Source organism: Alphaproteobacteria bacterium (genome assembly GCA_019635875.1).
Classification (GTDB): domain Bacteria; phylum Pseudomonadota; class Alphaproteobacteria; order Reyranellales; family Reyranellaceae; genus JAFAZJ01.
Genome location: JAHBYP010000003.1, coordinates 577,470 through 597,198, shown reverse-complemented (window position 1 = coordinate 597,198; position 19,729 = coordinate 577,470). Strand labels below are relative to the sequence as shown.

The window sequence follows — 19,729 nt, the reverse complement described above, 5'->3', positions numbered from 1 at the left end:
CTGACCTCAGCCTGTCACCCTCGCTGCGCTCGGGATGACAGGTGCGCGACCTACGATGCGGCCGGCAGCGTGACGCGGACCCGGGTTCCGCCCGATGCGGCGCTGTCGAAGGCGACGGCGAGGCCCAGCGCCGCCGCGACATCGTCGACAATGGCCAGGCCCAGCCCGCTGCCCGTCGACGCCGGCCCCTTGCGCGCCGGCTGTCGCATCTCGGCCAGCGTCTGCGGCGACATGCCCGGACCGGTGTCGCTCACTTCGACCATCACCGCTGCCGGCGCGATGTCGGCCGAGATCGTCACCGTTCCCGTGGCGGTGTGCTTCACCGCGTTCGACACCAGATTTGAGAACAGGCGCAGCAGCGGCAGGATCGGCTTGTCGAGCAGCGCGTCCACCGGCCGGCAGACGAAGACCAGCCCCTTGGCTTCCGCTTCCTCGCGGAACATCTGCTCCAGCGTGCCCGTCAGCAGCGCGACCGGATAGGGCTCGACCGGCCGATCGGCGACATCGTCCTGCGCGCCGGCTTCGCGGTCGGTCTCCGGATCCGGATCCGACTGGTGCCCCCGCACCAGGTTCTCGAGGTAGTCGAAGGCCTCGGCCAGGCGCTGGCGCGTGGCGGTGTCGTGTCCGGCGCCCTGTCCGGTCACGGCCAGGCGCAACGATGCGAGCGGCTGGCGGATGTCGTGCGAGACGGCGGCGAGCTCGCGCCGACGTGTCGCCGCCAGGTCGCGCGCCCGGGAATAGAGCTTCTCGGTCTCGAACAGCCGGCTGTTGAGCGCGGCGTCGCGCTGGGCGGCGTCGACCTCGCGCAGCAACGCCGCTTCGTGCGCCCGGCGCATCCGCAGCGAGACGCTGGGGACCGTGACGACGATGTCGGCGACGAGGACGATGAAGATCAGGCGGTGCGGGTGGTCCGACAGCCATCCGGGCAGCGCCTCGCCGAGGGCGACGGTGGCGATCGCCCAGACCGCGATCATGGCGGCCGCGACCGCGCCGCCGGCGAACAGCCAGCCCAGCCCCTCGCTCCGCCGGATCAGGCTGGCATGGACCACGGCGTGGGCGGCGATGCCCAGGAGCAGGCCGGCCTCGACCAGATGGATGAGCACGTCCGCCGGCACCACGGCGACAAGCGCGATCGCCGCGAGGAGAAGCCCGGCGAGCCCGTCGCAGGCACGCCGCCAGCGCGGCCAATCCTCGCGCATGCGGCCGGCGACCGGCAGCGCCGCGGCCGCAACCAGCAGCCCCAGCGACAGCGCCGCCAGCGCGTTCCATCCCGGCCAGTCGGGCCAGATGTGCTGGAAGGCGACGCCGTCGATCGCCGCCACCAGCAGCAGCGCCAGCGTGAATAGCCCGGCATAGGACAGCCCCAGCCGGCTGCGGACCGCGAGGCTGAACAACGCGAAGCCGGCAAGCGCGGCGATCGAGGCGCCGTAGAAGAGAGCGGTGCCGGCGGCATCCGATGCCGCGAGGGCGATCATGCGGTGGGCGGGCTCAAGACTCATCGGCAGAGCCCCCGGTCCGGCGGATCGGTGGCGGACGATCAGGCGGGCGCGCTCGCCCGGCGCCAGACGGAAGCCGCCGCTCACCAGAAACCGGGTGGCGACCGGCCGCGCCCCGAAGGTCGTGTCCGGCCCGGTCTCGATCAGCCTCTCGACGCCGCCGCCGGCGCGGGCGAGAAAGACGCTGACATCGGGACGGAAGGGAATGCGGGTCGCGAGATGCCAGGTGTCGGGCCGATCGCCGGTATTGACCAGCTCGATCGAGAGCCAGTGGCGCTCGAGCGGACGGGGCACGACCACGACGGGGCCCGTCAGCGCGACGCCGCCGCCGGCGGCGAAGGCGTCACTTGCCGCCGCGGGCGTCAGCGACGCGGCGGGGTCCGCCAGATCCCGGGTATCGGCGCCGGCGATCGTCCGCCCCTCGCCGGGCAGAAGCTCGATCGCCGGGGCGCGCCCGGACACGATCAGCACGGCCAGCACGGCGAGGAGCGTCGCACGGAGTCGCCATCGCTGCACGATCCGGCGACGCTCGCTCATGGCGGACTCCAACGCCGCGCAGGCGGGGGCAGGGTGATCGCAACCCTGGCCTTGCCTTCCTCCGGAGGGGGAAGGTGGCGCGCGCAGCACGACGGATGGGGGATGTCGCAGCGAGATCGGTGTTCGTCTTCGACATCCCCCATCCACCCTTCGGGCACCGTCCCCCTCCGGGGGAAGGCAAGCCCGGTGTGCGGTGGCCCTGCAGGCGAGGGGAGGCGGCTGTGACGGGCGGGCACGATCCGTTTGCTGTCCGTGTCGTGATCGCCGACGACCATGCGATCGTCCGCTCGGGCCTGCGCGCCGCGCTGGAGGCACCGCGCGCGCTCGCCGGCGTATCGGCGAAGGTCGTCGCCGAGGCCGGCGACGGGCTGGCGGCGATCGCCGCGGTCAAGCGATGGCAGCCCAACCTGCTGCTGCTCGATGTCGCCATGCCGCATGCCGGCGGCATCGAGGTGCTGCTCGAGGTGCGGCGCTGGAGCCCGGCGACGCGCGTCGTGGTCTTCACCGGCATCACCGCCACCGGCCTGGTCGCCGACCTGATCGAGGCCGGCGTCGACGGCCTGTTCTCCAAGGCGGCCGACACCGGCGAGCTGTTCGCGCGCCTGCCGCTGATCCTGCGCGGCGGGCGCTATGTCGCCGGCGCGTTCGTCGAGGCGCTCGAGGCGCCTTCGTCGCGCGGCAGGCTGACCGACCGCGAACGGCAGACGCTGAACATGATCATCGCCGGCCGCTCGAACCGGGAGATCGCCGAGGGCCTGGGCATCAGCATCAAGACGGTCGACAAGCACCGCACCAGCCTGATGCAGAAGCTCGAGGTCTCGTCCGTCGCCCAGCTCGTGGCGCGGGCGCTGAAGGACGGGCTGATCGATCCGGCGCGCGAGCTGTGAGGCGCAAGCCCGTGCCGCGCCAGGCGATGCCGGGCGGATCGTCGTCATGGCGCGCCTCCTGGACGCTCGACGCGGCGTCGGGCGGCTGGAGGCGGTCCGGCGACCGCCTCCAGCCGGCGTTGTCAGACGGTGCGCGCGCAGGTCACCCGGGTCACGTGGTGGCAGTTGTTGAGGATGTTGGTGCAGACCGACTGGTCGCCGATGCGCACCGTCTGGTGCCCGATGCCGGCGACCCGCGACTGGGAGTTCACGGCGCGCTGGAAGCCCTGCTGACGGCAGAAGGTGTCGATCGCCTGGCGCTCGCGGCAGCTGCCCTGGCCGAAGCAGACGTCGAGCCAGCGGCCGCCGACCTGCGGGTTGTTGAACGCCCGCTGCTGCGTCTGGGGCGGTCGCGTCGGACTGCCGCCGGACTGCTCGATGCAGGCCGAGAGCGCGGTGGCGCCGATCAGCGCGATGGCGATGGCGGCGGCGGCGCTCCTGACGCGACGGCTGTGGATGATTCCCGACATGAGCTTTCTCCTCTGTCCCTGACGCCGCACGACGCGGCGTTTCGTTGGCCCGACACTACGGAGGACCGTGTGCCGGTGGCATGGGGTCAACACCCCATTCCGGAGGCGCTCCGTCGGGCACGGGCGCGACGCACCGGTGGCCGGGGACGCGCGATGACTGGTCGATACTCGGGGTTCGTTCAGGCAGTAGTCGATCGGCCCCGGCCGCGCAAGCCGGGATCGCCGAAAGTCGCGGCCCGGGTTTCCGCCGCGCCGCGTTCAACAACGCAATAACGCAAGCCTGACACGCGATGTCGCGATGTGTGCTTCCCCCGGAGGGGGAAGGTGGCGCGCAGCGACGGAAGGGGGATGCCTCAACGCATCAGGTGTCCGTCTTCGACATCCCCCTTGCGCCCTTCGGGCACCTTCCCCCTCCGGGGGAAGGAACACGCTCACCCCAGCCGGTTGATGCCGTCGAAGGCCGCGGTCTTGTAGCACTCCGCCAAGGTTGGGTAGTTGAACACCGTGTTGACGAAGTAGTCGATCGTGCCCTTGTGCGCGAGCACGGCCTGGCCGATGTGGATCAGCTCGCTGGCGCCTTCGCCGATGATGTGTACGCCCAGAAGCTCGCGCGTCTCGAGGTGGAAGATCAGCTTCAGGAGGCCCGAGCTGTCGCCGATGATCTGGCCGCGGGCGATCTCGCGGTAGTTGGCCTTGCCGATCTCGTAGGGGATGCCCTCGTGCGTCAGCTCCTCCTCGGTGCGGCCCACGGTCGAGATCTCGGGGATGGTGTAGATGCCGTAGGGGAACAGCGAGGGCACGCTCTCGGCGACGACGTCGAAGGCATGGCAGGCGGCGCGGCGGCCCTGCTCCATCGAGGTCGAGGCCAGGCTGGGAAAGCCGATCACGTCGCCCACGGCGTAGATGTGCTTCTGGCTGGTCTGGTAGTGCTCGTTGACCTTCAGCCGGCCGCGCTCGTCGGCGTCGACGCCGGCGGCCTTGAGGTCGAGCGTCGCGGTGGCGCCGGTGCGGCCGATGGAATAGAGCGCCGCCTCGCTGACGATCTGCTTGCCCGACACCAGGGTGACACGCACCCGCTCGCCGCGCTCGTCGGCGAAGGGCTCGATGCCCCTGACCTCCTCGCCGAGTCTCAGCGTGACGCGGTGCTCGTGCATCTGGTAGGCCAGCGCGTCGGTGATCTCGCGATCGATGAAGGGCAGCAGCCGGTCGCGCTTGTCGACCAGGGTGACGCGCACGCCCAGCACCGAGAAGATGGTGGCGTACTCGATGCCGATGACGCCGGCGCCGATCACCGTCAGCGTGCGCGGCAGCTTCTTCAAGGTCATCACATCGTCGCTGATCATGATGCGCTGGCCGTCGAAGGGGATGGCGCCGTCGCGCGTCGCCTGCGTGCCCGAGGCGATCACGACGTGCGCGGCGGTGACGTTGCGGATGTTGCGGCCGGGCACGTCCTCGATGCGCACGGTGTGCGGATCGGCGAAGACGGCGTTGCCGATCGCCACCTCGATGCGGTTGCGCTGCAGCTGGTGGCGGGTGACGTCGATCTCGTGGCGGATGACGTGGGCGGTGCGGAAATGCAGGTCCTCGATGGTGATGTTCTGCTTCACCTGGTAGGAGGCGCCGTAGATGCCGCGCTCGCGATGGCCGCTCAGATGCAGCACCGCCTCGCGCAGCGTCTTGGACGGGATGGTGCCGGTGTTGATGCAGACGCCGCCGACCACGTCCTGGCGCTCGACCAGCATCACGCGCTTGCCGATCTTGGCCGCCTGGATCGCGGCGCGCTGGCCGGCCGGCCCCGAGCCGATCACCACCAGGTCGAAATCATGCGCCATCCGTGAACTCCCCCGAAGCCCGTCCACAGTCTATGGGCGCTGATTGTTAAAGCGCGATGCAAATCGTGCTATGCTCACACCCAGCGTCGGAAATGCCGGAGCGTGAGCGCCGATGCGGTAGTTGCCATCCCGCTGGCGATCCCCCTTCCATCCCCTGTCATCCTCTTCCATCCCCCTGCCATCCCCACCTGCCATCCCGGTGTCATCCCGGTGCCATCCCCCTTCCATCCCCCCAGCTCTCCCCACCCCCTAAAGGGGGTGGGGAGAGCTTCAAGGACAAGACGCTGCGCTTTCGCTCCGCGTCTTGCCTTCAGAGCGGCGGCTCGGCGCTGCCGGGCCGGGCGCCGAGGATGGTGCGGGTGAGCACGATCAGCGGCAGCAGGCCGACGGCGACGATGGTCAGCGCCGCGGTCGAGGCCTCGGCCAGGCGCTCGTCGCGGGTCAGGTTCCAGGCCTGCACGGCGAGCGTGTCGAAGTTGAAGGGCCGCAGCATCAGGGTGGCGGGCAGCTCCTTCATCGCGTCGACGAAGACGATCAGACCGGCGGTGGCCAGCGCGCCCCTGAGCATCGGCGCGTGCACGCGGCGCAGGGTCTCGCCCGGCGCGGCACCCAGCGTGCGGGCGGCGCCGTCGAGGTTGGGCGTGACCTTGGCCAGGCCGGCCTCGATCGGCTGCAGGGCGGCGGCGAGGAAGCGCACGACCAGGGCGTAGACCACGCCGGCGACGGTGCCGGTGATCAGCAAGCCGGTCGAGATGCCGAGATGGGCGCGCAGCCAGGCGTCGAGCGCGTTGTCGAAGGCGGCCACCGGCGCCAGCACGCCGACAGCGATGACGATGCCCGGCACGGCGTAGCCCAGACCGGCGAAGCGCGCGACCCAGATCGCGGGGCCGCGGCGCGTGATGCGGGCGGCATAGGCCAGGCCCAGCGCGATCAGCACGGTGAAGATCGCCGCCAGCGCCGCGACGGTGACGCTGTTGAGCGCCAGGCTGACGTAGCGCGCGCCCCATTGCGCATCGCCGGAGAACAGCGAGAAGCGCAGCAGGACCAGGGCCGGGATCACGAAGCCGATGGCCAGCGGCACGGCGCAGGCGAGCGTGGCGGCGATGGCGCGCCAGCCGGTCAGCCGATTCGCCGGCAGCGGGCGGTAGCGCGGCGTGGTGTGGTGGAAGCGGCGATCGGCGCGCGAGCGGCGCTCGATCGCCAGCAGGGCCAGCGCGAAGATCAGCAGCACGCTGGCGAGCTGGGCGGCGGCCACCTTGTCGTTGAAGGTGAACCAGGCGCGGTAGATGCCCGTGGTGAAGGTTCCGACCTCGAAATAGGCGACGGCGCCGAAATCGGCCAGGGTCTCCATCAGCGCCAGCGCCGTGCCGGCGGCGATGGCGGGGCGCGCCAGCGGCAGCGCGACATGCGCGAAGTTGCGCCACGGCCCGTTGCCCAGGATGCGGCCGGCGTCGAGCGCGCAGACCGATTGCTCGATGAAGGCGGTGCGGGCGAGCAGGTAGACATAGGGATAGAGCACGAAGACGAACATCGTCGCGGCACCGCCGACCGAGCGGATCTCGGGGAACCAGTAATCGCGCGCGCCCCAGCCGAAGGCCTCGCGCAGGACGCTCTGCACCGGGCCGGAGAATTGCAGCAGGTCGGTCCAGGTATAGGCCATGACATAGGCCGGCACGGCGAGCGGCAGGGCGAGCGCCCATTCGAACAGCCGCCGGCCGGGGAAGCGGCACATCACCACCAGCCAGGCCGTGGCAGTGCCGATGATCATCGTGCCGAAGGCGACGGCCAGCAGCAGCACCACGGTGTTGAGCAGGAATTCGGGCAGGACGATCCACGCCGTCTCGCGCCACTCGGTGCCGCTGGGCCGCAGCAGATGCACGAGGATGCCCAGCACCGGGATCGCCACCAGCACGCCGATGGCCAGGGCGGCCGCGGACAGCAGGCTCGGCCGGTGGCGGACCGGTACGGCGACGGATGCTTGGATGCTCATCGGCGTAATTTGTCACACATCCTTGACCAAACCTTCGCCGCATTGTCGCAGCGCGGCGCCGGGGTGCCGAAATGATTCCTTATTTCAAGACGTTATGGGCCTTGTCCACAGCCGCGAGGGGCGGTTATAGATTCGCCAGCCGCCCGATCGGCGCCGAAGAGGGTCGGCGTCGAGGAAACAGGCGCAGGGAAGAGCCTCGAAGAGGTCTGGCAGCACGTCGCTGGTGGCAGATCCGACCGGCATCGACGCAACCGCCCTGTCGCCGCCCGCTGCCCGAGCGGGTCCGGTCGCGGCGGGCGGGCAGGTCCCGGTCAGGCCATTGGTGTGAAGCTTGCAGGGCCTTGACCGTCCAGCATGCGACTTTCCGCACTTCTCACCATCGCCGTCACCGTCGCCGCCACCTTCGGCGCGTGGAGCCTGTTCACCCGCACCTATGACGCGCCGCCGATCGAGGGGCTGCTGCACGGCGTGACCTACGCGCCCTTCGCCAAGGACCAGGACGCCGCGCGCGGCGACAAGCCGCGCGTCGAGCAGATGGAGCGCGACATGCGCACGCTCGCCGGGCGCGTGCGCTACATCCGCACCTACACGGCGCTCGACGGCGTCGACCAGGTCGCGCGCATCGCCGACCAGTACGGCATCCGCGTCATCGCCGGCGGCTGGGTCGATCATCGCGTCGAGATCTCGCAGCGCGACGTCGCCGCCCTGATCCGCATGGCCAGCGCCAACGCCAACGTCGATCGCGTGCTGGTCGGCAACGAGACCATCCTGCGCTGGGACGGCAACCCGCTGAAGAACACCGACCTCAGCCCGGCCCAGCTGATCCGCTACATCAGGCACGTGAAGCGCAACGTGAAGGTGCCGGTGTCGACCGCCGAGCCCTGGCACATCTGGCTGAAATACCCCGAGCTGGCGCGCGAGGTCGACTACATCGCCATCCACTCGCTGCCCTACTGGGACGAGAAGTCGAACGAGGAGAACGTCGCCTACCTCAAGCGCCGCATCGAGGAGCTGCGCGCCGTCTACCCGACCAAGAACATCATCGTCACCGAGGTCGGCTGGCCCTCGAACGGCGCCTCGCGCATCAGCCGCGGCGACGGCATGGCCGTCCTGAAGTCGGCCTCGCCGGCGCTGCAGGCCAAGCACGTGCGCGAGGCCATCGACTTCCTGCGCCGCGAGAAGATCGACCATTTCGTCATCGAGGCCTTCGACCAGCCGTGGAAGAGCCACGACCTCGAGGGCATGGCGGGCGGCTACTGGGGCATGTGGGACGCCGAGCGCCAGCCGAAATTCGCCTGGAGCGGGCCCATCGTCGCCTTCCCGGAATGGTGGAAGCTGGCCGCGTGGTCGCTGGCGGTGGCGCTGCCGATCATCCTCGGCTTTCTCGCGCTGTGGCGCGGCATGAGGCCGATCGGCGAGCTCGTCTTCGCCGGGCTGACCGCCGCCGCCGCGTCGGGCATGGTCTACGCCGTCTACGCGGGCTTCGGCATCTACATGACCACCTGGCAGGTTCTCGGCTGGAGCGTGCTGCTCACCTTCCTGCTGGTCAGCCTGGTGATGGTGCTGACGCAGGCGCTGGAGCTGGTCGAGGCGATCTGGACGCGGCGCTGGAAGCGCGAGGTGCCCCTGCCGCCGGTGGCTGCGAACGCCGACCGTCGCTGGCCCAAGGTCTCGCTGCACGTGGCGATCTGCAACGAGCCGCCGGCCATGGTGATGCAGACGCTGGATTCTCTCGCGGCGCTCGACTATCCGAGTCTCGAGGTCATCGTCATCGACAACAACACCCGCGACCCGGCGATCTGGCGGCCGGTCGAGGAATACTGCAAGTCGCTGGGTGAGCGCTTTCGCTTCTTCCATTTCGACGAGATGAAGGGCTTCAAGGCCGGCGCATTGAACTACGTGCTGAGCCAGACCGCGCCCGACGCCGAGATCGTCGCGGTGATCGACAGCGACTACGTCGTGCGCAAGGACTGGCTGCGCTCGCTGGTGCCGCAGTTCGACGATCCGAAGATCGGCTTCGTGCAGGCGCCGCAGGACCACCGCGACTGGCGCGACGACCGCTTCAAGGAGATGCTGAACTGGGAGTACGCCGGCTTCTTCGACATCGGCATGTGCCTGCGCAACGAGTACGACGCCATCATCCAGCACGGCACGATGACGCTGATCCGCCGCAGGCTGATGGACGAGCTGGGCGGCTGGGCGACGTGGTGCATCTGCGAGGACACCGAGCTTGGCCTGCGCATGATGCAGCAGGGCTACGGCGCCACCTACAGCCGCGAGCGCTTCGGCCACGGGCTCACCCCCGACCATTTCGCCGGCTACAAGAAGCAGCGTTTCCGCTGGGCCTACGGCGCGATGCAGATCCTCAAGGGCCATGCGCGCTCGATCCTGTCGAACGGCACGCGGCTGACCTCCTGGCAGAAGTACCATTTCGTCGCCGGCTGGCTGCCGTGGTTCGCCGACGCGCTCAACGTGATCTTCACCGTCACCGGCATCTTCTGGGCGCTGGGCGTGCTGGTCGCGCCGGCCTGGGTGCCGCTGCCGCCCGACGTCTTCCTGATCCCGACGCTCGCGCTGTTCATCTTCAAGCTGGCGTACTCCTTTGCGCTCTACGCCAATCGCGTCGGCTGCACCTTCCGGCAGAGCGTCGGCGCCTCGCTCGCCGGCCTGTCGCTGACCTACACCGTGGGCCGCGCCGTGCTCTACGGCATCTTCACCAGCAAGCTGCCTTTCATGCGCACGCCGAAGATGGATTCGCGCGCCACCATCGGCAAGGCGCTGGCCATGGCGCGCGACGAGGCGGTGCTGGCCGGCCTGCTGTGGTTCGCCGCCGCCGGCATCTGGCTGTCGCTCGGCGGCATCGATCCCGACGCGCGGCTGTGGTCGGCGCTGCTGATGGTGCAGTCGCTGCCCTATGCGGCCGCGGTCTGGGTCTCGCTGGTCAACGCCATGGAGCAGGTGCGCCAGACGCGGCTGCTGCTGGCGCCGGAGCCCGAGGCGCCGGCCCCCGGCGAGCGCCCGCTCATCCAGCCAGCGCAGTAGCATCTCGCCGCGCTCCGAAGCACCTCGCTGTCATCCCGAGCGCAGCGAGGGATCCAGGCTGGCACCGGATCCCGCGCTGCGCTCGGGATGACAGATTGGATCAGAACTCTTCCAGCAGCCTGCCGAAGCCCGGCACCTTGTCGTCGATGCCGTTGGCGCGCAGCGCGTGCCAGTAGGTCGCGGTGTTGATGGCGATCACCGGCTTGCCGAGCCACAACTCGGCCGCCGCGGCGAGGCGCACCATCGAGAGGTTGGTGCCGACCTGCACCAGCGCGTCGACGTCGTCGCCGTCGAGCCTGCGCAGCGCGTCGCGGCATTGCGCCGGCGTCACCTCGGCGATGCCTGTCCACGAGTTGCACTGCAGGGCGACGTCGCGCACGACCTCGACGCCGATGTCGCGGAAGTAGCCTTTGACCTCGGCGTTCATCACCGGCCAGTAGGGCGTCAGCACGGCGATGCGCCTGATGCCGCCATAGGCTTTCAGCGCCGCCGCGGTGGCGTGGCTGCCCACCGTCATCTTCAGGCCGGTGAATTCCTCGATCTTCGTGACAAAGGCATCGGCGCCCTTCAGCCCGCCGAAGAACGACAGCGCGGAGATGCCCATCACCAGGTAGTCGGGCTCGAGCGTCATCGCGCTCCTGACCGCGTCCATGACGTTGTCGCCGATCACCTGGATGCCGGCGCGGAAGCTGTCGTTGGAGAGCGCCTTGTTGTTGGGCGTGAAGATGCGGCTGTAGTGGTTGGTGACGCCGCGCGGGCGCATGTCGTCGAAATCGGGCTGCACGATCGTGTTGGTCGACGGCGCCATGACGGCAAGCTTGCGCCGCCAGCCCAGAACGTCACGCATTGGATTTCTCCTTCCCCCGGAGGGGGAAGGTGGCGCGCGCAGCGCGACGGAAGGGGGATGTCGAAGACGAACTCCTGCGTTCGTCTTCGACATCCCCCTTCCGCCCTTCGGGCACCTTCCCCCTCCGGGGGAAGGTATATCAAACCAGGCGGGCCGCGGCGCGCTTCACCGCTTCGGCGCGTTGCGACTGGCGCGCGCTCGCCATCTCGGTGATGCGCCGGGTGAGCTCCGGTCCGGCACCCTGCGGCGAGCCGGCGTCGAACGGCGGGTGCGGGTCGTACTCGATGCCGAGCTGGATGGCGCGCGCGACGTCCTCGCCGGCGACCTCGGCCGCGACCTTGAGCCCGAAATCGATGCCCGCCGTGACGCCGCCGCCGGTGATGGTGTTGCCGTCGACCACGACGCGCTCGCGCACCGGCGTGGCGCCGAAGGCCGCGAGCATGTCCATCGACATCCAGTGCGTCGCCGCGCGCTTGCCCTTCAGCAGGCCCGCCGCGCCCAGCACCAGCGAGCCGGTGCAGACCGAGGTGACGTAGCGCGCGCCCTTGGCCTGGCGGCGCAGGAACGACAGCGTCTCCTCGTCCTCGAGCAGCGCGTTCATGCCGCTGCCGCCGGGCACGCAGACCAGATCGAGCTGCGGGCACTCGGCAAAAGTCATGTCGGGAACGAGCTTGAGGCCACCGCCGGCGACCACCGGCTCGCGGCTCTTCCAAACCAGGAAGGTCTGCGCATCGGGCAGCTTGCTCAGCACCTCCCACGGCCCGGTCATGTCGAGCTGGGTGATGTCGGGAAACACCAGGAAGCCGATGCGGAAGGGGGCGCCGGTCATGTCGATCTCCCTCGAAGAGCAATGAGGACAGGTTAGCGCGTGACGCCGGATGGCTGGAATGACAATATCCCGTGGATTCCTGCCAAGAGGCTTTCATGCCCGCCGTCGCCCCGCGCACCGTCGTCTTCACGCTCTTCGCCGACTTCCAGCTGCTCGACGTCGCCGGCCCGCTGGAGAGCTTCTCGCTCGCCGAGCGTCTTGGCGGCACGCCGGCCTACGATCTGCGGCTGCTGTCGGTCGACGGCGGCTTGGTGAGAAGTTCCTCCGGTGCGGCGTTGCTCACGGAGAAGCTCGCGACCTTCGCGCGCCGCCGCATCGACACGCTGATCGTGCCCGGCGGCCATGGCGTGCTCGATGCCGCCGACGATGCGCGCCTGGTGCGCTGGGTCGCCCGGCACGCGACGCGCGCGCGGCGCGCCGGCTCGGTATGCTCCGGCACCTTCGTCGTCGCCGAGGCCGGGCTGCTCAAGGGCAGGCGGGCGGCGACGCACTGGAGCCGCTGCGATCAGCTGGCGCGGCGCTTTCCCGATCTCACCGTCGAGCGCGACGCGATCTTCGTGCGCGACGGCGCGATCTTCACCTCGGCCGGCGTGACCGCGGGCATCGATCTCGCCCTGGCGCTGATCGAGGAGGATCTCGGCCGCGACCTCGCCATGCAGGTGGCGCGCCACCTCGTGGTCTTCATGCGCCGGCCCGGCGGCCAGTCGCAGTTCAGCGCGCCCTTCGCCGCGCAGCTGCGCGACAGCGACGGCAGCTTCGACGAGCTGCATCGCTGGATCGCCGGCAACCTCGAGCGTGACCTCTCGGTCGAGGCGCTGGCGGCGCGCGCCGGCATGAGCCCGCGCCACTTCGCGCGCGTCTATCGCGAGCGCACCGGCCAGACGCCGGCCAAGGCCGTCGAGCGCTTCCGTCTCGAAGCCGCGCGCCGCGCGCTGGAGTCCAACGAGGCGCGTCTCGACATCGTGGCGCGCGACACGGGCCTCGGCGGCGCCGACCGCCTGCGCACCCTGTTCCGCCGCCGGCTCGGCGTCGCCCCACGCGCCTACCGCGCGAGCTTCGCGGCCACGGCGGCGTCGCCCTGAGCGCAGCGAAGGACCTCGCGGTGGTGCGAACGGACACCACGGATCCACCTGGCCGCGATACCGCGAGGTCCTTCGCTGCGCCCAGGACGACAGTCAGCGCTCGGCGCGCATGCCTGTCGGGCGTTCGTTGACCGAAAGCGACGGGCCGCTGCGCGCTTCCAGGCGGGCGGCGAGGTCGTCGGCGGGATTGGGCTCGGCCGGCATTGCCTCCTTGTCCGCGGCGCGGCGGCGGAAGGGCAGGCCGATCAGCCACCACAATCCCTTGCCGATCAGCCAGACGACGATGCTGATCTCGGCGAAGAGCAGCATCTTCTCGGCGGCGAAGGCGCGCAGCGCCGCCTCGACCCTGCCGCTGCCGTCGAGCGCGTCGCCCACCGACCTGATCAGCCACAGATTGGCGTCGAAGCCGCTGTTCATGACGCGCGCGTCGAACCACCACAGCGCCAGCAGCGCGGCCAGGGTCAGCAGGTAGCGCGAGGCGCCGATCAGCGGCACCAGCCCGGCGTTGAGGATCGGGTTCTGGATCTTCACGTCAGGCAGTGTAGCCGAGCGAACGGCCATGCTGCCAGAACCGGGAGCGCCGGCAGTTCCGGGCTACTCGAACGCCAGGTCGGCGGGCGAGATCAGCACGCCGAACTGGGCGCACCAGATCACCACGCTGGGAAAGGCCTTGAGGTCGACGCCGTCGGGGATGGCGTATCTCTGGCTGCCCTTGAACGAGCGCAGCCTGCCGAGGTCGACGAACATGGTGTCGCGCACGTCGGCGGTCTGCCGGACCTTCTCCCGGGGCACGAGATAGACATGGAAGGCCGGGCCGGGGCCGACCTCGAAATTGGCGTTCAGGTGCACCACGCGGCGATACACCGTGACATCGCCCCTGCCGTAGTGGACCGGATCGGCGGGATTGGCGTGGATGAAGCGGCCGCGCGCCGTCAGCCCGACGCGGTCCTCGTCGCTGAGCGTGTCCATCGCCGTCGGCGGTGGAAAAACATAGGGATAGGCGAAAAAGCCGACGGCCACGCCGAAGGCCGTGCCCAGCATGCCGCCGATCAGGAAAATCGCGATACCGCGCCACATGGCCGTCGCTCCGAACCGCCCTCGCCGCGCACAGCCTAGCATCCGGGTCGCGGGCCTTGGCATCACGCGTGCTTGTGTTTTCGCCGGCCGGGACTTGTCCGGCGCCCGGCTGATGATACTGTTCCGTTGTCGTGGCCCCCGTACCGGAGTGTTGGGGCCGCTTACCAGGGAGTTGGGGATGGTGAAACATTGGAAGGCGTTGGCCGCCGCCGTGGCGATGGCCGGCGCGATGTCGCTGGCAACTCCGCCGGCGGCACAGGCCCAGCAGACGCTGCGCGTGGTCATGCACTCGGATCTGAAGATCCTCGATCCGATCTGGACCACCGCCTACATCGTGCGCAATCACGGCTATCTCGTCTGGGACACGCTGTTCGCGATGGACGAGAAGTTCGAGGTCAAGCCGCAGATGGTCGACACGTGGAAGGTCAGCGACGACAAGCTGACCTACACCTTCACCCTGCGCGACGGGCTGGAGTGGCATGACGGCAAGCCGGTCACGGCCGAGGACTGCGTCGCCTCGATCAAGCGCTGGGGCGCCAAGGATTCGATGGGCCAGAAGCTCCTGAGCGCCACCAAGGAGCTCAAGGTCGTCGACGCCAAGACCTTCACGCTGACGCTGAAGGAACCCTACGGCCTGGTGCTGCAGTCGCTCGGCAAGCCGTCGTCGAACGTGCCGTTCATGATGCCGGCCAGCGTGGCCGCGACCGATCCCAACAAGCAGATCGAGGCCAGCCAGGTGATCGGCTCGGGCCCGTTCATCTTCCGCGGCAACGAGTGGAAGCCGGGCGAGAAGGTGGTCTACGTCAAGAACCCGAAATACAAGCCGCGCAACGAGCCGCCTTCGGGCCTCGCCGGCGGCAAGGTGGTCAAGATCGACCGCGTCGAATGGATCGTGATGGCCGACGTGCAGACGGCGACCAACGCCTTGATCGCCGGCGAGATCGACATGATCGAATCGCCCGGCCACGACCTGCTGCCGATCCTGGCCAAGGAGAAGAGCATCAAGCTGTTCAGCGCCAACCCGACCGGCAACCAGTACACGTTCCGCTTCAACGTGCTGCACAAGCCGTTCGACAACCCGAAGATCCGCCACGCCGCGCTGGTGGCGATGAGCCAGGAGCCGTTCCTGCAGGCGGTGATCGGCGACGCCAAATGGTACAAGACCTGCAAGGCGATGTTCATCTGCGGCACGCCGCTTGAAAGCATGGCCGGCATGGATGGCGTGCTGAACGGCGACTCGGCCAAGGCCGCCCAGCTGCTGAAGGACGCCGGCTATGACGGAACGCCGGTCGTGCTGATGCAGTCGACCGACCTGCAGGTGCTGACCAACCTGGCGCCGGTCGCCAAGGCGCAGCTCGAGAGGGCCGGCTTCAAGGTCGACATGCAGTCGATGGACTGGCAGACCCTGGTGGCGCGGCGCACCAAGAAGGATCCGCCGAATGCCGGCGGCTGGAACGCCTTCCTGACCTCGTGGGTGGCGGCCGACATCCTCAACCCCGTCATGGCCGGGTTCTTCAACGCCTCCTGCGACAAGGCGATGTTCGGCTGGCCCTGCGACGAGCAGATCGAGAAGCTGCGCGATCAGTTCGCCAAGGAGACCGATCCGGCCAAGCACAAGGCGATCGTCGAGGCGATCCAGAAGCGCTGGACCGAGTACCCGACCCACGTCCACCTCGGTCAGTGGAATCAGCCCTTCGCGCTCAGCACCAAGCTCGAGGGCAACATGGTGGCGCCCGTGACCGTGTTCTGGAACGTTTCGAAGAAGTAGCCGGCGCCTCGCGCGCCAATCGGACGGCGGCCTTCGGGCCGCCGTTCACATTTGGGGCAGGGGCAATCGCGACTGCCTAATCCTTCGGCATTCGCCCTTGTGCTGGATGGCTGCGATGGTAGGTTCTGATCAACCAGGAAGCCGAGGCATCGGCCGGCGGGTGGGCCCGCATGGCGGAGCATCGTAGGCACGATGTTTGCTCTCCAGGCTCCTGGACACGCGATGCGGTCGGATGGGGGCGCCCCCGGGCGCCGGGGACCTGACGCCGCGCACAGGGAGGGGCAGTTCATGATCACGAAATCGACCCGTAGGGCCGTCGTCCTCGGCGCCGCGCTGGTGGCCGGCACCCTGGCGTTCGGCGCCGTGGCCCAGGCCCAGAGCACGCTGCGCGTCGTGCAGCACGGCAACCTCACCATCCTCGATCCGGTGTGGACGACCGCCTACGTCACGCGCAACCACGGCTACCTGATCTACGACACGCTGTTCGCCGCCGACGAGAAATTCGCCATCAAGCCGCAGATGGTCGACAAGCACGAGGTCAGCGCCGACAAGCTCACCTGGACCTTCACCCTGCGCGATGGGCTGGAATGGCACGACGGCCAGCCGGTCAAGGCCGAGGACTGCACCGCCTCGCTCAATCGCTGGTCCAAGCGCGACCCGATGGGCCAGAAGCTGTTCGACTTCGTCAAGGAGCTGAAGGTCATCAACGACAAGACTTTCCAGATCGTGCTGAAGGAGCCGTACGGCCTGGTGCTCGATTCGCTCGGCAAGCCGTCGTCGAACACGCCCTTCATGATGCCCAAGCGCATCGCCGAGACCGACGCCTTCCAGCAGATCAAGGAGTATGTCGGCTCCGGCCCGTTCATCTACCAGACGGCGCAGTCCAAGCCGGGCGAGCGGCATGTCTACCTGAAGAACCCGAAGTACAAGCCGCGCTCGGAGCCCGCCTCGGGCCTGGCCGGCGGCAAGGTGGTCAAGGTCGACCGCGTCGAGCTGATCGAGATGCCCGACACGCAGACCCAGGCCAACGCGCTGCTCGCCGGCGAGATCGACATCGTCGAGGCGCCGCCGCATGACCTGCTGCCCGTGCTGACCAAGGACAAGAGCATCGTGCTCGACGACTGGAACCCGCTGGGCCACGTCTTCGTCATCCGCTTCAACCACGTGGTCAAGCCGTTCGACAATCCCAAGGTCCGCCTGGCGGCGCTCCACGCCATCAACCAGGAAGACTATCTCAAGGCCACGATCGGCGACGCCAAGTACTACAAGGTGTGCGGCGCCGCCTTCATCTGCGGCACGCCCAACGGCACCGAAAAGGGCGGCGAGATCCTGATCAAGTCCAACTTCGAGAAGTCCAGGGAGCTGCTCAAGGAGGCCGGCTACGACGGCACGCCGATCGTGCTGATGCAGTCGACGACACTGCCGGTGCTTACCAACACCGCGCCGGTGACCAAGGCACTGCTCGAGCAGGGCGGCTTCAAGGTCGACATGCAGTCGATGGACTGGCAGACCGTGGTGACGCGGCGTACCAAGAAGGATCCGGCCGACAAGGGTGGCTGGAACGTCTTCCACACCTATTCGGTGTCGGCCGACGCGTTGAATCCGATCTCCAACTCCTACTTCGTCGCCGCCGACGGCAAGCAATGGTTCGGCTGGCCGGTCGATGCCGAGATGGAGAAGCTGCGCGACGCCTATGCGCGCGAGACAGATCCGGTGAAGCAGAAGGATCTCGCCGAGAAGGTCCAGCTGCGCGCGCTGGAAACCGGCCAGTTCGGCTGGATCGGCCAGTGGTACGGCCCGGGCGCGCGCCGCAGCAACGTCACCGGCTGGCTCAAGGCGCCGATTCCCGTATTCTGGAACATCGAGAAGACCGGCAAGTAGCCGGTCTTCGCTTCCATCGGTCCGACATATGTTCGCGTTCATCGCAAGGCGCCTGGTCGCCACGCTTCCCGTTCTGCTCTTCGTGGCGATCTTCGTCTTCATGCTCTTGCGGCTGACGCCGGGTGATCCGGCGGCGGTCATCGCCGGCGACAACGCCACCTCCGACCAGGTTGACGCGATCCGCGCCAAGCTCGGCCTCGAGGAGCCGCTGCACACCCAGTTCTTCATCTGGTCGGGCAAGGTGCTGGCTGGTGATTTCGGCGAGTCGTTCTTCTTCAAGAAGACGGTGGCCGAGCTCATCATCCAGCGCATCGAGCCCACGGCGATGCTGGCGCTGTGCACGCTCCTGCTGGCGGTGTCGATCGCCGTGCCGCTGGGCGTACTGGCGGCGGCGAAGCAGGGCGGCTGGGTCGACCGGCTCGTCATGGGCTTTTCCGTGATGGGCTTCTCGGTGCCGGTGTTCGTCGTCGGCTACCTGCTGATCTATGTCTTCGCCATCCTGCCCTGGGAGATCCCGATCCCGTGGACCGGCACGGTGCTCGATCTCGGCGGCCAGTGGCTGCCGGTGCAGGGCTACAGGCGCATCTCCGAGGGCTTCGGCGACTTCATCATCCGCCTGATCCTGCCCAGCATCACGCTGGCGGTGATCTACATCGCGCTGGTCTCGCGCATCACGCGCGCCAGCGTCATCGAGACGCTGGGGGAGGACTACATCCGCACCGCGCGCGCCAAGGGCCTGCCGGCGCGAACCGTGCTGCTGCGCCACGCGCTGCGCAATGCGGCGGTGCCGATCATCACCGTCATCGGCATCGGCATCGCGCTGCTGATCGGCGGCGTGGTCGTGACCGAAAGCGTCTACAACATTCCCGGGATCGGCCGATTGACGGTCGACGCGGTGCTGGCGCGCGATTTCCCGGTGATCCAGGTCGTGATCCTGATGTTCAGCTTCGTCTATGTGCTGATCAACCTGCTGATCGACATCGCATACAGCTTCTTCGATCCGAGGATCCGCTATTGACCATCGCGCTCGAAAACGAAGTCGACGCAGCAGCAGCACGCGCCGCCGCAGTCGCCCGTCCCAGCGTCTGGGTCCGCCTCCTGCGCAACGTCAGCGTGCGCATCGGCGGCGTGATGGTGCTGATCATGATCGTCATCGGCCTGGCGGCGCCGCTGCTCGGCACCGTCGATCCGGTGCGCATCGATCCGACCTCGCGCAACCGCAAGCCGGGCATGGAGGTCACGACCCGGCTCGACGACGGCACCCAGGTCAAGCGCACCGCCCACATGGGCACCGACAGCCTGGGTCGCGACATCTACAGCCGCGTGATGTACGGCGCACGCGTCTCGCTGATCGTCGGCATCACGGTGGCGGCGCTGAGCATCGCCGTCGGCGTCTTCATCGGCCTGGTGTCCGGCTATATCCGCTGGCTCGACGGCATCGTCATGCGCATCATGGACGGGCTGATGGCGATCCCCGGCATCCTGCTGGCGATCGGCCTGGTGTCGCTGTTCCGCGCCGGCCTGGGCACCGTGATCTTCGCCATCGTCGTGCCCGAGATCCCGCGCGTCGTGCGCCTGGTGCGCTCGGTCGTGCTGTCGGTGCGCGAGGAGCCCTATGTCGAGGCGGCGATCTCGGTGGGCACGCCGCTGCCCAAGATCCTGTGGCGGCACATCCTGCCCAACACCATCGCGCCGGTGATCGTGCAGGGCACCTTCATCTGCGGCGCGGCGATCCTCGCCGAGGCGACGTTGAGCTTCCTCGGGCTGGGCATCCCCACCGACACCCCGACCTGGGGCAACATCATGGCCGAAGGACGCCAGTTCTTCCGCGTCCATCCGCACAACATCCTGTACCCGGCGATCTTCCTCGCCATCACGGTGCTGGCGGTCAACATGCTGGGCGACGGTCTGCGCGACACGCTCGATCCCAAGATGAGCAAGCGGGTCTGAGC

At 68.7% G+C, this 19,729-nt stretch carries 15 protein-coding genes; 7 read left to right on the top strand and 8 right to left on the bottom strand.

Annotated features, from left to right (window positions below):
- Positions 1-50 precede the first annotated feature (50 nt).
- Positions 51-2,033 carry a hypothetical protein gene (locus KF889_14115; protein MBX3500579.1) on the bottom strand — a complete coding sequence of 661 codons (1,983 nt, stop codon included), beginning with the start codon at positions 2,031-2,033 and terminating at the stop codon, positions 51-53.
- Positions 2,034-2,128: 95 nt separating this feature from the next.
- On the opposite strand from KF889_14115, the gene KF889_14110 reads away from it, so the two are divergent.
- Entirely contained in the window at positions 2,129-2,920 is a 792-nt protein-coding gene (locus KF889_14110; protein ID MBX3500578.1) for a response regulator transcription factor, read from the top strand.
- Positions 2,921-3,042: 122 nt separating this feature from the next.
- On the opposite strand, the gene KF889_14105 is transcribed toward KF889_14110, so the two are convergent.
- The 3 genes from KF889_14105 to KF889_14095 all read right to left on the bottom strand — a co-directional run bounded on the left by KF889_14105 (position 3,043) and on the right by KF889_14095 (position 7,251).
- Positions 3,043-3,429 carry a hypothetical protein gene (locus tag KF889_14105; protein ID MBX3500577.1) on the bottom strand — a complete coding sequence of 129 codons (387 nt, stop codon included), beginning with the start codon at positions 3,427-3,429 and terminating at the stop codon, positions 3,043-3,045.
- A gap of 431 nt (positions 3,430-3,860) precedes the next feature.
- Positions 3,861-5,261 carry a Si-specific NAD(P)(+) transhydrogenase gene (gene sthA, locus KF889_14100; GenBank protein MBX3500576.1) on the bottom strand — a complete coding sequence of 467 codons (1,401 nt, stop codon included), beginning with the start codon at positions 5,259-5,261 and terminating at the stop codon, positions 3,861-3,863.
- A gap of 310 nt (positions 5,262-5,571) precedes the next feature.
- Positions 5,572-7,251, bottom strand: coding sequence for an iron ABC transporter permease (locus KF889_14095; protein MBX3500575.1), 1,680 nt, complete (start codon positions 7,249-7,251; stop codon positions 5,572-5,574).
- A gap of 354 nt (positions 7,252-7,605) precedes the next feature.
- Here KF889_14095 and KF889_14090 point away from each other — a divergent pair, with 354 nt between their 5' ends.
- Complete coding sequence (locus KF889_14090; protein ID MBX3500574.1) at positions 7,606-10,293, top strand: glycosyltransferase; 2,688 nt, start codon at positions 7,606-7,608, stop codon at positions 10,291-10,293.
- A gap of 100 nt (positions 10,294-10,393) precedes the next feature.
- Here the strand turns inward: KF889_14090 and KF889_14085 are convergent, their stop codons facing one another.
- Positions 10,394-11,140 (bottom strand): arylmalonate decarboxylase, encoded by a 747-nt coding sequence (locus KF889_14085; protein MBX3500573.1) that lies wholly within the window; start codon positions 11,138-11,140, stop codon positions 10,394-10,396.
- A gap of 139 nt (positions 11,141-11,279) precedes the next feature.
- Positions 11,280-11,969, bottom strand: coding sequence for a DJ-1/PfpI family protein (locus KF889_14080; protein MBX3500572.1), 690 nt, complete (start codon positions 11,967-11,969; stop codon positions 11,280-11,282).
- Positions 11,970-12,064: 95 nt separating this feature from the next.
- On the opposite strand from KF889_14080, the gene KF889_14075 reads away from it, so the two are divergent.
- Positions 12,065-13,051, top strand: a complete 987-nt coding sequence (locus tag KF889_14075; protein ID MBX3500571.1) for a DJ-1/PfpI family protein — start codon at positions 12,065-12,067, stop codon at positions 13,049-13,051.
- 93 nt (positions 13,052-13,144) lie between these two features.
- Here KF889_14075 and KF889_14070 read toward each other — a convergent pair whose 3' ends face one another.
- The gene (locus tag KF889_14070; protein ID MBX3500570.1) at positions 13,145-13,612 is read right to left on the bottom strand and encodes a hypothetical protein; all 468 of its coding nucleotides are present in this window, start codon (positions 13,610-13,612) and stop codon (positions 13,145-13,147) included.
- Positions 13,613-13,645: 33 nt separating this feature from the next.
- Positions 13,646-14,128: a DM13 domain-containing protein gene (locus KF889_14065; GenBank protein ID MBX3500569.1), complete on the bottom strand. Its 483-nt coding sequence runs from the start codon at positions 14,126-14,128 to the stop codon at positions 13,646-13,648.
- Between the two features lie 178 nt (positions 14,129-14,306).
- Here KF889_14065 and KF889_14060 point away from each other — a divergent pair, with 178 nt between their 5' ends.
- From KF889_14060 to KF889_14045, 4 genes are all read left to right on the top strand, one after another.
- A complete protein-coding gene (locus KF889_14060) occupies positions 14,307-15,896 on the top strand; it encodes an ABC transporter substrate-binding protein (protein MBX3500568.1) in 1,590 nt (529 codons plus the stop codon).
- A gap of 288 nt (positions 15,897-16,184) precedes the next feature.
- Positions 16,185-17,777, top strand: a complete 1,593-nt coding sequence (locus KF889_14055) for an ABC transporter substrate-binding protein (GenBank protein ID MBX3500567.1) — start codon at positions 16,185-16,187, stop codon at positions 17,775-17,777.
- A 28-nt stretch (positions 17,778-17,805) separates the two neighbouring features.
- On the top strand, positions 17,806-18,795 hold the full coding sequence (locus tag KF889_14050; GenBank protein MBX3500566.1) for an ABC transporter permease: 990 nt from the start codon (positions 17,806-17,808) through the stop codon (positions 18,793-18,795).
- Positions 18,796-18,908: 113 nt separating this feature from the next.
- Positions 18,909-19,727, top strand: coding sequence for an ABC transporter permease (locus tag KF889_14045; protein ID MBX3500565.1), 819 nt, complete (start codon positions 18,909-18,911; stop codon positions 19,725-19,727).
- Positions 19,728-19,729: the final 2 nt, after the last annotated feature.

Bases quoted from the DNA above. Each gene is read 5' to 3' on its own strand.
- KF889_14115 (MBX3500579.1), bottom strand. From the start codon at position 2,033: ATGAGCGAGCGTCGCCGGATCGTGCAGCGATGGCGACTCCGTGCGACG.
- KF889_14110 (MBX3500578.1), top strand. From the start codon at position 2,129: ATGGGGGATGTCGCAGCGAGATCGGTGTTCGTCTTCGACATCCCCCAT.
- KF889_14105 (MBX3500577.1), bottom strand. From the start codon at position 3,429: ATGTCGGGAATCATCCACAGCCGTCGCGTCAGGAGCGCCGCCGCCGCC.
- sthA (MBX3500576.1), bottom strand. From the start codon at position 5,261: ATGGCGCATGATTTCGACCTGGTGGTGATCGGCTCGGGGCCGGCCGGC.
- KF889_14095 (MBX3500575.1), bottom strand. From the start codon at position 7,251: ATGAGCATCCAAGCATCCGTCGCCGTACCGGTCCGCCACCGGCCGAGC.
- KF889_14090 (MBX3500574.1), top strand. From the start codon at position 7,606: ATGCGACTTTCCGCACTTCTCACCATCGCCGTCACCGTCGCCGCCACC.
- KF889_14085 (MBX3500573.1), bottom strand. From the start codon at position 11,140: ATGCGTGACGTTCTGGGCTGGCGGCGCAAGCTTGCCGTCATGGCGCCG.
- KF889_14080 (MBX3500572.1), bottom strand. From the start codon at position 11,969: ATGACCGGCGCCCCCTTCCGCATCGGCTTCCTGGTGTTTCCCGACATC.
- KF889_14075 (MBX3500571.1), top strand. From the start codon at position 12,065: ATGCCCGCCGTCGCCCCGCGCACCGTCGTCTTCACGCTCTTCGCCGAC.
- KF889_14070 (MBX3500570.1), bottom strand. From the start codon at position 13,612: ATGGCCGTTCGCTCGGCTACACTGCCTGACGTGAAGATCCAGAACCCG.
- KF889_14065 (MBX3500569.1), bottom strand. From the start codon at position 14,128: ATGTGGCGCGGTATCGCGATTTTCCTGATCGGCGGCATGCTGGGCACG.
- KF889_14060 (MBX3500568.1), top strand. From the start codon at position 14,307: ATGGTGAAACATTGGAAGGCGTTGGCCGCCGCCGTGGCGATGGCCGGC.
- KF889_14055 (MBX3500567.1), top strand. From the start codon at position 16,185: ATGATCACGAAATCGACCCGTAGGGCCGTCGTCCTCGGCGCCGCGCTG.
- KF889_14050 (MBX3500566.1), top strand. From the start codon at position 17,806: ATGTTCGCGTTCATCGCAAGGCGCCTGGTCGCCACGCTTCCCGTTCTG.
- KF889_14045 (MBX3500565.1), top strand. From the start codon at position 18,909: ATGGTGCTGATCATGATCGTCATCGGCCTGGCGGCGCCGCTGCTCGGC.